Annotated in this window: 13 protein-coding genes; 12 read left to right on the top strand and 1 reads right to left on the bottom strand. The window is 54.4% G+C overall.

Features of this window, described 5'->3' with window-relative positions; all coding sequences use genetic code 11:
- Positions 1-185: 185 nt before the first annotated feature.
- The 9 genes from OGM59_02260 to OGM59_02300 all read left to right on the top strand — a co-directional run bounded on the left by OGM59_02260 (position 186) and on the right by OGM59_02300 (position 9875).
- The gene (locus OGM59_02260; protein UYI91318.1) at positions 186-2723 is read left to right on the top strand and encodes a hypothetical protein; all 2538 of its coding nucleotides are present in this window, start codon (positions 186-188) and stop codon (positions 2721-2723) included.
- Positions 2724-2887: 164 nt separating this feature from the next.
- Positions 2888-3397, top strand: coding sequence for a ribosome maturation factor RimM (gene rimM, locus OGM59_02265; protein ID UYI91319.1), 510 nt, complete (start codon positions 2888-2890; stop codon positions 3395-3397).
- Complete coding sequence (trmD, locus tag OGM59_02270; GenBank protein ID UYI91742.1) at positions 3387-4130, top strand: tRNA (guanosine(37)-N1)-methyltransferase TrmD; 744 nt, start codon at positions 3387-3389, stop codon at positions 4128-4130. Before rimM ends, trmD begins: the two co-directional genes overlap by 11 nt.
- A 174-nt stretch (positions 4131-4304) precedes the next feature.
- A complete protein-coding gene (locus OGM59_02275) occupies positions 4305-4568 on the top strand; it encodes an HPr family phosphocarrier protein (GenBank protein ID UYI91320.1) in 264 nt (87 codons plus the stop codon).
- A 67-nt stretch (positions 4569-4635) separates the two neighbouring features.
- A complete protein-coding gene (uvrC, locus tag OGM59_02280) occupies positions 4636-6468 on the top strand; it encodes an excinuclease ABC subunit UvrC (protein UYI91321.1) in 1833 nt (610 codons plus the stop codon).
- Positions 6469-6575: 107 nt separating this feature from the next.
- Complete coding sequence (rsmD, locus tag OGM59_02285) at positions 6576-7127, top strand: 16S rRNA (guanine(966)-N(2))-methyltransferase RsmD (protein UYI91743.1); 552 nt, start codon at positions 6576-6578, stop codon at positions 7125-7127.
- Positions 7124-7609, top strand: coding sequence for a pantetheine-phosphate adenylyltransferase (coaD, locus tag OGM59_02290; GenBank protein UYI91322.1), 486 nt, complete (start codon positions 7124-7126; stop codon positions 7607-7609). The genes rsmD and coaD overlap by 4 nt, the downstream gene beginning before the upstream one ends.
- A gap of 2 nt (positions 7610-7611) precedes the next feature.
- Complete coding sequence (locus OGM59_02295) at positions 7612-8190, top strand: hypothetical protein (protein UYI91323.1); 579 nt, start codon at positions 7612-7614, stop codon at positions 8188-8190.
- Positions 8191-8273: 83 nt separating this feature from the next.
- Positions 8274-9875: a potassium/proton antiporter gene (locus OGM59_02300; GenBank protein UYI91744.1), complete on the top strand. Its 1602-nt coding sequence runs from the start codon at positions 8274-8276 to the stop codon at positions 9873-9875.
- Between the two features lie 60 nt (positions 9876-9935).
- Here OGM59_02300 and OGM59_02305 read toward each other — a convergent pair whose 3' ends face one another.
- Positions 9936-11336 (bottom strand): glycoside-pentoside-hexuronide (GPH):cation symporter, encoded by a 1401-nt coding sequence (locus tag OGM59_02305; protein UYI91324.1) that lies wholly within the window; start codon positions 11334-11336, stop codon positions 9936-9938.
- Positions 11337-11649: 313 nt separating this feature from the next.
- On the opposite strand from OGM59_02305, the gene OGM59_02310 reads away from it, so the two are divergent.
- From OGM59_02310 to OGM59_02320, 3 genes are read left to right on the top strand one after another with little or no spacing between them, the layout of a single operon-like run.
- The gene (locus tag OGM59_02310) at positions 11650-12138 is read left to right on the top strand and encodes a hypothetical protein (protein ID UYI91325.1); all 489 of its coding nucleotides are present in this window, start codon (positions 11650-11652) and stop codon (positions 12136-12138) included.
- 1 nt (position 12139) lies between these two features.
- Entirely contained in the window at positions 12140-13051 is a 912-nt protein-coding gene (rsmH, locus tag OGM59_02315) for a 16S rRNA (cytosine(1402)-N(4))-methyltransferase RsmH (GenBank protein UYI91326.1), read from the top strand.
- Between the two features lie 46 nt (positions 13052-13097).
- Positions 13098-13640, top strand: a complete 543-nt coding sequence (locus tag OGM59_02320) for a hypothetical protein (protein UYI91327.1) — start codon at positions 13098-13100, stop codon at positions 13638-13640.
- Positions 13641-13680 lie beyond the last annotated feature (40 nt).

Raw genomic sequence — 13680 nt, forward strand, 5'->3', positions numbered from 1 at the left:
AAAAGGACCTGTGCATCGGCACGGGTCCTTTTTTATGCTGTGAATTTCATACTGTAAAGTGTCTTTTTTGCCGTTCTGGACGATAAAATCGGCAATGTATTCCGGGCGCTGCATTTCTGCTTTGACTTTACAGGTAGGCTTAGGTATAATGGAATAGCAAAACTTGACCTATAGGGGGAATACCGATGTATAAAACATTAACCGGGGACTGGCGTTTTCGCCGGGCAGATCAGGGCGACTGGATGCCGGCCAAGGTGCCGGGCTGCAATTTCTTAGACCTGATGGCAGCCGGCAAGATCCCGGACCCGTTTGTGGGTATGAACGAAAAAGAAGTAGGCTGGGTGGGCCACGCCGACTGGGTATACGAAAAGCAGTTTACCGTAACGGCGGAAGAATTACAAGCGGACGCAGTGTATCTGCGCTGCGATATGCTGGACACCATCTGTGATGTGACGCTTAACGGTCACCGGGTGCTGCAAGGCAAAAACTGCTTTGTGCCTTACCGGGTGCCGGTAAAAGAGCGCTTGCAGGTAGGGGAGAACACCCTGACCATTCGCTTTTATTCACCGGTGGAGTATGTGAGCGCGGCATACAAAAAGTGTATGACCCCTATGAACTCCAACGGGCAGAACGGCATTGTTCATATTCGTAAGCCCCAGTGCCACTTTGGCTGGGATTGGGGTCCGGTGCTGCCGGTGAGCGGTATTACCGAGGAAATCGGGCTGGATTTCGTGGATACGGCCCGGGTGGCGCAGCTTTCCGTGCGCCAGCAGCTGCAGGGAGATGGGGCGGTGATTACCGCCAAGGCCCAAGTGGAGCAGTACGGTGACTGTACCTGCACCTTGCAGGTGACCTGCCCGGACGGCACGGTGCTGACGGAAAAAGGCACCGAGGCTGTGTTCGAAATTGAGAAGCCGGAGCTGTGGTGGACCCGGGAGCTGTCCGGCAAGGACCGCCAGCCCCTGTACACGGTATCGGCGGTGCTGACGGCGAAAGAGAAAGAACTGGACCGGGCGGAAAAGCGTGTGGGTCTGCGCACCATTGAGCTGAACCGGGAGCGGGATCCATACGGTATGAACTTCCAGTTCCGGTTAAACGGCGTGCCCCTGTTTATCAAAGGCTCCAATTTGATTCCGCCGGACAGCTTTATTACCCGCTTTGATGACAAAAAGTTAGAGGCACTGCTGGATGCTGCACAGTTTGCCAACCTGAATATGCTGCGGGTGTGGGGCGGCGGTTACTATGCATCCGACGCATTTTATGACGCCTGCGACCGGCGGGGGCTTCTGGTGTGGCAAGACTTTGGTTTTGCCTGCCAGGCGTACCCCTTCTTCCTGCCGGAATTCCTGGAGAATGTAAAGACCGAGGTGCACGCCCAGGTGCAGCGGCTGTGCCACCACCCCAGCTTGGCGGTGTGGTGCGGCAATAACGAGATCGAGGATATGCACATGGCCTGGGTGCACATGCAAAAGTATGTGCAGTGGACGGAAAAATTCTTTTATGAGATCCTGGAGCCGGAAATTCGGGCGGAGGATCCGGACACGCCCTATACCCCCGGTTCACCGGTGGGCATTGCCCATAATGAGGGCGTTTACAGCGACAATGTAGGCGACACCCACCTGTGGGGCGTGTGGCACGGCTTGCAGCCTATGCAGTATTACCGCAAACGAATGACCCGCTTTTGCAGCGAATTCGGCTTTGAGAGCCTGCCGGATGCCAAGGCCATTCGCCAGTACGCAAAGCCCGGGGATTACGCCCTGAACAGCCCGGTATTTAACCTGCACCAAAAGTGCGCCAGCGGCAACGACAAGATGGTGTATTATATTGCTTCTCGTTTCCATTTGCCCCGGCGGTTTTGGGATTATATCTATCTGTCCCAGGTGACCCAGGATACCTGCATTGCTGACGCCACCGAGCACTGGCGCCGCCACAAGGGGCAGTGCAACGGGGCTATGTACTGGCAGTTTAACGACTGTTGGGGTGTGTGCTCCTGGTCCAGCCTGGACTACTACGGCAATTACAAGGCGCTGCAATACGGCGCACGGCGGTTTAACGCGCCTTTGTCCGTGTCGGTAGAGGACAGCAAGGAACGGTTCGATGTGTATGTGCTCAACGACCTGAACGCTCGCCAGACGGTGACGGTGGAGTACGAACTGTTCGACTTTGTTACCGGCACGCTGGAGAATGAGAAAAAGAAGCTGTTGTTGCCGCCGGTGGAGAATGCGGTGGCCTTTTCCCGGGAAATGGCGCCCCTGCGCAAAAAGTACGATCTGCGCCGCACCGGTTTGGCGGTGCGGCTGGTGCAAAACGGCACCTGCCTGCAACAAAAGACGGTACTTTTCGACCAGGAAAAGCGCTTGCAGCTGCCCGGCGCCAAGCTGCACACCAAGGTGGAGATCCAAAAAGACCAACTGTGCCTGACGGTGACCACCGACCGGTTTGCCCGGCTGGTGCATTTGGAGAGCAGCCGCACTTCGTTACCCTTTAGCGACAACTATTTTGATCTGCTGCCCGGTCAAAGCCATACGGTGACTTTGGCGGCAGACCCGGACTGCACCCTGCGCGAACTGGCGGAGAGTATTCGGGTCAAGAGCCTGAGCGATGTGCCCTTTGATCGGGATCCGCTGCACGCAGCGGCCAAGCGGATCAAGGTGTATCTGTCGCCTGTCAACATTGGCAATGCCATTCACCACGGCAAGTTGAGCAAGGATATCCAACTGTAAAGAAGCCGGCTGTCCGGAAAAACAGCAGAAGAAAAGCCAAAAAAAGAAAAGTGCAAACAAAATAAGCAAAAGCGGTGCCCGGGTGGCACCGCTTTTTGCGCCGGTTTGACAATCGGCGGCCATTTGCATATAATAAATGCAGCAAAAAAAGAAACGGAGCCGCTATGAAACAGTATTTGGAAGTTGGACTGCTAAACAATACCCACGGTGTCCGCGGGGAGATGAAACTCACCCTGTGGTGTGACGATCTGGACTACTTGCGCCGCTTTCAGGTGTTGTATTTGGATCCGGAGGGGCAGCGCACGCTGCATGTAACATCCCTGCGCCCCCAAAAGCAGGGAGCCATTATCCGTTTTGCGGAGATCACCTCTATTGAACAGGCAGAGACCATCAAGGGCAAGGTGCTGTACGGCGACCGAGCAGACGGCAAGCTGCCGGAGGGGCGCACCTATATTCAGGATCTGTTGGGGTGCCTGGTGATAGATGCAGACAGCGGCACCGCGTATGGCACGATCGCCGATGTGCAGAACTACGGCTCCTGTGATATTTACGATGTGCAGAAGGGCAAGGCACACACACTGGTGCCGGCCATTGACGATGTGGTGGTGGAGAAAGATGTAGCCGCCGGGGTGGTAAAGATCCGCCCCATGAAAGGACTTTTTGATGCGGATTGATATTATGACCCTGTTCCCGGACATGTGCCGCGCCGTGCTGGACGAGAGCATTGTGGGCCGGGCACGCAAGGCCGGGAAAGTGGAGATCGAAGCCACGGATATTCGGGCTTATACAGAAAATAAGTACAGAAATGTGGACGATACACCCTACGGCGGCGGTATGGGTATGGTGATGCAGACCCAGCCGGTATATGACTGCTACCAAGCGATTTGCCAGCGGGCGGGGGATGTGCCCCACCATTTGATTTATCTGACCCCCCAGGGCAAGACCCTGACCCAGCAGCGGGTCAAAGAACTGGCAGGTATGGAGCATCTGGTGCTGCTGTGCGGCCATTATGAGGGCATTGACGAGCGGGTGATTGAGGAGTTGCAGCCGGAGGAGATCAGCGTAGGGGACTATGTGCTCACCGGCGGTGAGTTGCCGGCGCTGGTGCTGGCGGACAGTGTGACCCGCCTGCTGCCCGGCGTGCTGTCTGACGCAGCCTGCTTTGAGGAGGAGAGCCATTATAACAGCCTGCTGGAGTACCCCCAGTACACCCGACCGCCGGTGTGGCGGGGCCGAGAGGTGCCGGAGGTGCTGCTTTCCGGCCACCATGCCAACATTGCCAAGTGGCGGCGGCAGCAGTCCTTGCAGCGCACCTTGGAGCGGCGGCCGGATCTCTTGGAACGAGCGGATTTGACAAAAGCGGACAAGAAGATTTTGGAAACGCTGAAAGCAAATAAAATTCTGTGAATTTTGCACAAATGGAGTGAAAAAATTTTGTGCCTAATTAACAATACAGACGAAGTTTGCCCCAAGGCGTTGACCGAACGGACTTTAATGGTATAATATATAAAGTACTGGGGTCGAGATGGCTTTCGACCCGAATCCATAAAATGTGTATTTGAGTTAAGCGAGGTAATCACTATGTTCGTGAAAGATGTTAAGGTGGAAAATCAGGTTGGCCTGCATGCACGTCCCGCCACTTTCTTTATTCAGAAGGCAAATGAGTACAAGTCCTCTATTTGGGTAGAGAAGGAAGAGCGCCGCGTGAACGCAAAGAGCCTGTTGGGCGTGCTTTCTCTCGGTATTATGGGCGGCACGGATATCCGCATCATCGCCGACGGTTCCGATGAGGAAGAAGCTGTGGAGGGTCTGGTAGCCCTGGTCAAGAGCGGCTTTACCGAGTAACGGCCACACAATACGAACAGCGTATGCGGAGAATTCTTTTCTCCGCATTTTTTTATGGTGATCTGCATTGACTGAGAAAGAACTGCGTAGAAAAGCAATGGCACTGCCTACCACTCCGGGCGTGTACATTATGAAGGATAAGAACAAAAAGATCATTTATATCGGCAAGGCCAAGGCGTTAAAAAACCGGGTGTCTTCCTACTTTGGCTCCCACACCAATCACACCTTAAAGGTGATCCGCATGGTGGAGCACGCCGATGATTTTGATTATATCCTGTGTGACAGCGAGTTTGAGGCGCTGGTGCTGGAGTGCTCGCTGATCAAGCAACATCAGCCCAAGTACAATATCCTTTTGAAGGACGATAAGGGGTATAATTATATCAAGATCACCCCGCCGCCGTTCTCTAAGATCAGCGAGTGCAAGCAGATGACGGAGGACGGCAGTAGCTACTTAGGGCCGTACACCTCCGGCTATTCCGTGAAGCAGGCGGTGGAGGAGACCTTAAAGATTTACAAATTGCCCCGGTGCAATAAGCAATTTCCCCGAGATTACGGCAAGTCTCGCCCCTGCCTGAACGGCTTTATGGGTATTTGCTCCGCGCCTTGTGCCGGTCGGATCAGCAAGTCTGATTTTGCCGCCAATATTGCAGATGCAGTGGATTTTTTAAAGGGCGGCAGCGCCAAGGCAGTGAAGGAATTGACTGCCCGTATGCAGGCGTGCAGCGCGGCCATGGAATTTGAAGAGGCTGCCAAGCTGCGGGACCGGATCAAGGCCATTCGTAATTTGGACGAACGGCAAAAAGTCGTGTCCATCAATGTGCCGGAGGAGGATGTGTTTGCTCTGGTGATCGCCGGGAAAAAGGCTTGCTTTGAGGTGATCCGCTTTGAAAACGGTCGCCTGACAGACAGCGAGCACTGGCTGCTGGATCCGCCGGAGGATCTGCCTGCCGCCCGCAGTGCACTGATCGAACGGTACTACTCTATGCGGGACCGGGTGCCTGCCCGGATCGCTTTGGACGGAGAGCTGGAGGACGAGAAATTGCTGCTTGCCTGGCTGGAGGATAAGCGAGGCAAAAAAGTCAGCCTGATCCACCCGCAAAAAGGGGAGCACTTGTCCATTGTGCAGTTGTGTATCAAGAACGCCAACGAGCATTTGGCGCAGAACGCCGGGCGCTTAGGGCGAGAGTTCGCCGCCCTGGAGGAGTTGGCGCAGCTGCTGGGATTGCCCCAGGCACCGGAATATATTGAGTCCTATGATATTTCTCACACCTTTGGTGCGGATAATGTGGCGGGCATGGTGGTGTTTCACAACGGCCGCCCCATGAAGAAAGCTTATAAAAAATTTGCCATTAAAGGCTTTGACGGCCAAAATGATGTGGGGTCAATGCAGGAGGTACTGCAGCGGCGTTTTACCCATTACCGGGAGGACCCGGAGGACAGTACCTTTAAGATCCTGCCGGATCTGATTTTGCTGGACGGCGGCGACGCCCAGGTGCACGCGGTGTTGCCGGTGCTGGCCGGTATGCATATTGATGTGCCGGTGTTCGGTATGGTCAAGGATAGCAAGCACCGCACCCGGGCCATTTCTACCGGCGGTGGTGAAATTCAAATCAACGCCAACCGTCAGTCCTTCACTTTAGTGTCTTCCATTCAGGAGGAGGTGCACCGTTTTGCGGTCAGCTACCACCACCAAAAGCATAAAAAATCCGCCTTCAATTCCACTTTATTGCAGATTGAGGGGATCGGTCCCGCCAAAGCCAAGGCATTGCTGAAGACGCTGAAAACCGTGACCGCCGTGCGGGAGGCTACCCAAGAGCAGCTGGCTGCAGTGCCCGGCATTTCCCGGGAAAATGCCAAGGCCGTTTACGCCTATTACCACGGTGAGACAGCGGCGAAATAAGCACTGCCATTTATTACAAATCGTAAAAATCCCGCCGGGCGACTTGACGAACGGTGCGGATGACTGTATAATGATAGTCGTATAAAATTAAGGAATGTTGCACAATGATGCGAGTAATTACCGGTTCCGCACGGGGCAGACGGTTAGAGACCCTGCCCGGTGAAGATGTGACCAGACCTACAACAGAATCCGTCAAAGAGGCGTTGTTCTCTATGATCCAATTTGATATTGAGGGTCGCCGTGTGCTGGATCTGTTTGCCGGTTCCGGCCAGCTGGGGATCGAGGCGCTGTCTCGCGGCGCCCGCAGTTGTACTTTTGTGGAGAACAACCGCTCCGCCAAGCAGGTGGTGGAGCGGAATTTGGCTCACTGCCGGCTGGAGGAGCAGGCGAATGTGGTCTTTTCCGACGCCCTGTCGTTCTTAAATCGCAGCGGGACCTATGATCTGGTGCTGCTGGATCCGCCTTACGGCAAGGGTATTTTGCAGCGGGTGCTGCCCGTACTGGTACCCCGGCTGTCTGATGACGCCATGGTGGTGTGCGAGTCCGGGCGGGATGAGGAACTGCCGGCCCAGGTAGGCTCTTTCGTACTGGATCGGGAGCGTCGCCACGGCAAAACCAAGATCGCCCTGTATCTTCGCGGAAAGGACTTGGCAGAATGAAAACAGCCATTTGCCCGGGCAGCTTTGACCCGGTGACCCTGGGGCATTTAGACATTATTGAACGCGCCGCCGGCCTGTTTGATCAGGTGACGGTGCTGGTGATGCAAAACAGTGCCAAGCAGGACGGCCTCTTTACCGTAGAGGAGCGTTGCCGGCTGATTCGCCGCTGCCTGCACGCAGAAAACATTCAAATTGATACTTATGACGGCCTGCTGGTGGACTACGCCAAGCAAACTGGTGCGGCCGCTGTGGTAAAAGGGCTGCGCGCTTTGTCTGATTTTGAGTACGAATTTCAGCAGGCGCTCACCAACAAAAGCCTGTGTCCGCAACTGGAAACGGTGTTTCTCACCGCCAAGGGGGAAAATATGTTTTTATCCTCCAGTATGGTGAAGGAAGTGTGCCGTCTGGACGGGGACATTTCCGCCTTTGTGCCCAAAGAAATTTTAGATGACATTATTGCAAGATGTAAAGGAGAGCGTTAGATATGACCAATACGGATATTTTGCTGGAAGACCTGGAGGATGTGCTGGACGATGCCACCTCTATGCCCATGACCAAAAAATCTTTGGTAGATGTGGACAAGATCAAGACCATTATTGAGGATATTCGACTGAATACCCCTCAGGAGACCAAGCAGGCTAAGGCCATTGTGGACTCCAGAAACAATATTTTGGACGAGGCCAAGAAAGAGGCGGCCAAGATCATCAGCGAGGCGCAGGCCCAGGCACGGGAACTGGTGGCTCGCGATCAGATCACCCAGAACGCCCAGAAAGAGGCAACGGAGATCATTGCCAAGGCCCACAGCGAGGGCGAGGCTTATGTGAAGCAGGCGCAGAACCAGGCTTCCGAGTTGCTGGGCAAAGCCACTACCCAGGCCAATGAGATGGTGACCACGGCACAGAACAAGAGCCGTGAGATGCTCACCGCCGTAAACAATTATGCAGACGACACCCTGCTGGAGATCGACGACTCTCTGTACAAAGCCCTGAGCGATGTGCGCCGGATTCGTCAGAACATTATGAACAGTCAGCACAGAAATACCTCTGCAAACGACAATCCGTAAAAAACGGCAACGGAGCACTCCCATCTATGTGGGTGCTCCGCTTTTTTTTATTCATAAGTAAAGGAGTGCTTTTTTTGACCGCCATGACCACGATTTTATGGCTGACGGCCGTTGTTATTTTGGGCTGCGTTTTGTTTCAGCGCCTATCCGGCAAGGTGGGCGTTCCGGCGCTGCTCTTTTTTATTTTATTGGGTATGTTCTTCGGCACAGATGGCGTGGTGAAGATCTCCTTTGACAATTTTGAGCTGGCACAAAATGTGTGCTCCGTGGCACTGCTGTTTATTATGTTTTACGGCGGCTTTGGTACCAATGTGCGCTCGGCGCGCCCGGTGGCCGCGCAGGCGGTGCTGCTGTCCTCTGTGGGCACGGTGCTTACTGCCGGACTGGTGGGCGTGTTTTGCCACTTTGTGCTGGGGGTTGCCCTGTGGGAGAGCTTCCTGATCGGTGCGGTCATCAGCTCCACCGACGCGGCGTCCGTGTTTTCCGTGCTGCGCAGTCGGCACTTGAATTTGAAATATCATACTGCATCGCTGTTAGAGGTGGAGAGCGGCAGTAACGATCCGTTTTCGTACATGCTCACCACCATTGTACTGTCTGTGATGCACGGTGGCAGCAGCGGCGGTCAATTTGCGGCCATGCTGGCGGCACAGATTGGCTATGGTGTGCTGTTTGGCGTGGTGTTGGCACTGGCGGCTCGATGGGTGCTGGGTCGCTTTCGCTTCTCTGCCGGGTTTGATGCGGTGTTTGCCGTGGCGGTGGCGCTGCTGTCCTATGTGCTGCCGGAAATGCTGGGCGGTAACGGCTATCTCAGCGTATATCTGACCGGTATGATTCTGGGCAACAGCCGGATCCCCAACAAGTCCGGGCTGGTACACTTTTTTGACGCTGCCACGGCGCTGATGCAAATGGTACTGTTTTTCCTGCTGGGGCTGCTGGCATTTCTGTCCCAGCTGCCGCACATTGCGCCCCGGGCGCTGCTGATTGCCTTGTTTCTGACCTTTGTGGCCCGCCCGGCAGCAGTGGCACTGCTGCTTACGCCGTTTCGTGCGCCTCTTCGCCAGCAGCTGCTGGTGAGTTGGTCCGGTCTGCGTGGCGCGGCGTCCATCGTATTCGCCATTATGGCAACCATGCACCCGGCGGTGATGCAAAACGATGTGTTCCATATTGTGTTCTTTATTGTGCTGTTCTCCGTGCTGCTTCAGGGTACCTGTTTGCCTCGAGTGGCGGCAAAGCTGGGCATGACCGACGACGGCGCCGATGTAATGAAAACCTTTACCGACTATGTGGATGAGGTACCGGTGCAGTTCATCCGCTTTTCTCTGCCGGAGGGGCACCCTTGGGCAGGGCAAGCTGTGCGTCAGGTGGTGCTGCCGCCGGCGTCCATTTTAGTATTGGTTCTTCGTGGAGATCGGCGGATCGTGCCGGATGGCAGCGTGCAGCTGCAGGCAGGAGATACTTTGATTCTGAGCGGCACGGCTGCGGGAGCGGTAGAGGGCGTGCATTTGTATGAAAAAACGCTGGATGCGGACAGCAGCTGGCTGGATCAGCCCTTATGCCGGATCCACACCGGCGATCGGCTGGTAATCCTGGTGCGCCGGGGTGGGCAGATTTTAATCCCGGACGGCGACACGGTGCTGCGTTTGGGGGATCGGTTGGTGATTAACGACCCGCAATCTAAATCATAAGCAGAAAAAGAAAGACGGTACAGTCGTGTGACTGTACCGTCTTTTTATGTTTTCTCAGATTTATTCACCGTCTGTGCGCTTGCGCTCTCGATCCACGATGTAGGCGTGTACCTTGTCAGCCAAGTCGCCGTACAGCTTGAACTTGCGCACAAAGACGATCAGCGCCAGCAGCACCAGAATGGGCGGCACGCCAAAGGCGATAAAGCCGATGGCCGTCTTGGTGGCGTCGTTAATGTGCGCAGTGACGATCTGCTGGTTGTAGTGCATCAGACCCAGACCGCCAAACAGAATGATGGTCTGAATGGTGTAGGCCATCTTCTGCAAAAAGCCTTTCATAGAGAAAGTAATGCTTTCGTTGCGCTCACCGTTCTTGTATTCGCCGTAGTCCACAATATCTGCCAGGAAGATGGTCTGCGCCACAAACATGGAGCTGATCCCCACGGAGGAGATAATGTAACTGATGTCCAGCGCAATGGTAAGCTTCAGTATCGGGCCGAAGATATACATCAGTATGTAGCCAAAGATGGTCATACACAGAGAGATGATGTAGATGGTGCGCTTGGTAAATTTCTTAGACAACAGCGGAATGACCAACAGACCCACGGCAGAGCCGACGGCGCCGATGGTAGAGAACATGGACTGTGCCGTGGGCTTTTCCAACACATCGGTAAAGTAGTACACAGCGGTGCCGCTGGTCAGATACCAGCCGGCGTTGGAGAGCATGGCAAAGATCATAAAGATGACCAGTTGATCGTTATGCGCCACCACTTGGAACATTTTCTTAAAACTGAATTTCTCTTTATTTGCCTTGTAGATTACATGACGCTCTTTGGTGCTCAGCACGCAGATCAGGGAGAAGCATACCAGCGCCACGGCACAGATCAGTGCCCAGCGAGAAAAGCCGGAGGCGCTGTACCCCTTGTCGGTGGTGATACCGTCGGACAGCTTGGGCAGGATCAGCGGGGTCAGAATGGTAATCAGTCCCTGTCCGATACCGCTAAAGGTGCGCGCTACGGTGGCTACCAAGTTCCGATCCTTCGGGTCGGAAGTGAAAGAAGGCACCATGGACCAGTAGGGAATATCTGCCATGGTGTTGGTCATGCCCCACAGAATGTACATAAAGGCAATGTACACATAGAGCCGGGTACCGCTCATGCCGAAGCTGGTGAACAGTAGGGTCAGCACAACGGCATTGGACAGCGCGCCGATGATGATCCAAGGGCGGTATTTGCCCATTTTGGTTTTGGTGTTGTCCACAATGGTGCCCATCATCGGGTCGTTAACGCCGTCCCAAATGCGCGCCAGCGGGGTGAGCAGCAGCAAAAAGCCCTCTTTCAGTCCCAGTACGCTTGACAGGTAGTAGGACAGGTACGAGTAGAACATACCGTAGCTTAGGTCCAGTCCCACTGCACCGATGCCGTAACCCAGCTTTTCACGCCAGGTGGTCTTGTATTCATCCATAAGCAGTCTCCTGTTTTGACTCAAAGTTCCCTTTGAGCATTATTTTTTTACAATTATAGCATATATAGTGCACCCAGCGCAACAAATTTTAAAAAACGCACCAAACCTTGTGGAAAAAGTGGAGTAGTTACAAAAGAGTTACAAATCATTTAAGGGTTGACATATCCTTGGCTGCCCATTATAATAAGTACGAGTGGTGAGAGTTCCACTAAATTCCATCGTTTTTCATCACTGTCCCTAACCAAACCTGAGATTTGGGCGGGATTTCCCATAAATGCATTCTGTTTATCTTAGCTGAAAGGAGGCGCCGCTTGTGAATTTAGGTATCTTTGTGGGTACATATATGGACCAGAAGCTGGACAGCAAAGGGCGCCTTTCTGTTCCGGCCAAGTGGCGGGAACGCCTGGGAACGGAATTTTTTATGGTTTGTATGAACCTGCGGGGCAGCACCTGTATCAAATTGTATCCGCAAGATGAGTTTATGCACTGCGTGGAGGCACTGGACGACGGTACCGCTAACGAAGTGTATGAGAAAAACAAAATTTTCTTCTCCAACGCAGAGGAGTGTACGCTGGATGCACAGGGTCGCTTTACGCTGAATGCCCGGCTGAAAGACTATGCCGGCATGGAAAACGGCTCTACCGTGATTATGCAAGGTCACAAGCGCACCATTGAGATCTGGACCAATGAGGGCTTCAACACCATGTTCAACGGCCTGCGGACGGATACCAACTTCCTGGATCTGATGGATGCCGGTAAGAAAGCAAAGCCGGCTTCGGAAGAGCAGACGGCAGGTGTATAAGATGGAATTTGTGCACAAGAGTGTGCTGTTTGCAGAGACGGTGGCAGCCATGCAGGCGACCCCGGGCAAATGGCTGGTAGACGGTACGGCAGGGGGCGGCGGTCACGCGCGCGCTATTGCAGAAAGCGGCTGCCACTTGCTGGCAGTGGATCAGGACCCGGACGCCATTGCGGTGTTGCACCGACGGCTGGACGATCTGCCTAATGTGACCATTGTACACGACAATTTTGCGAATATTAAAAACATATTGCTCGACAGGGGTCTGAGCGGCATAGATGGTATGCTGCTGGATCTGGGAGTCAGCTCTTTTCAGCTGGATACGGCGGAGCGTGGCTTCTCCTTCCATCAAGACGCGCCGCTGGATATGCGTATGAGTAAGACCGGCCGCAGCGCCGCGGACGTGGTCAATACTTATGACGAGGCTGCGCTGGCGGATATTCTCTACCGCTATGGGGAGGAAAAATTCAGCCGCCGCATTGCCGCCAATATTGTAAAAGCCCGGCAGGAAAAGCCCATTGAGACTACATTCCAGCTGGTGGATATTATTAAAGCCAGTATGCCCCAGCGAGCCATGCGCGACGGCCACCCGGCTCGGCGCTCCTTTCAGGCGATTCGCATTGAGGTGAACGGTGAACTGGATGTGCTGCAGCAGGCGTTGCACGACGCCTTTGACTGCCTGAACCCCGGTGGTCGGCTGGTAATCATTACCTTTCATTCCTTAGAGGATCGAATGGTGAAGAATGCTTTTGCCCAGTGGAGCAAGGGCTGCACCTGCCCCAAGGAATTCCCGGTGTGCGTGTGCGGTAATAAGCCCAAGGGCAAGGCGCTGAAGTCCGTTGCCCCCTCGGCGGCGGAGCTGGAGGAAAACCCCCGCGCCCGTTCCGCGCGGTTGCGGGTATTTGAAAAATACTAAAGAAGATTGTAAAAAATAAAAGATGTGGAAAGGTCGGTGAGCCGAAATGACAAACAGCAGCGATTTCAGACGGTATGCGTATTCTGCGGACGCTTCCTATGCGCTGGAGGCGTTTAACGCCCACAGAACTGCGGCGGCACCTGCCTATCAGCCGCCTCGGCGGCAAAGAAAGCGGGAACTGCGGGTGCACGAGAACACCCGCCTGAAAAGCGAGCAGCAGCTGCACACCGAAGGGCGTATGGCTGCCAAGCAGGCGGCAATCCTGGTGGTCAGCGTGCTGGTGACCCTGGGTATGCTGGGCGGCGTGCTCTTTACCTTTGCACAGAAGAATAAACTCAATCATGAAGTGGCAAGCATCAATCGCCAGATCAGCGAAGCGCAGAGCGAGAGCACACGGCTGAACAGTCAGCTGGACGCCTTGGTCTCTGTGGAGATGATTGACCAATACGCCGTAGAAAAACTGGGTATGAGCAAAATGCAATCCGGTCAAATGCGCTATGTGGATGTGGACGCCTATATGCAGGCTCGCGCCAAGGCGCAAAAGACCCAGCCGTCCCCCGGCGCTTATGCCCGTGTGGTGCGGGAATAAGGAAAGAAGCATAAACGTATGATTGAGAGTTGGCAGCATT

The sequence above is a fragment of the Oscillospiraceae bacterium genome, assembly GCA_025757685.1.
GTDB lineage: Bacteria > Bacillota > Clostridia > Oscillospirales > Acutalibacteraceae > CAG-217.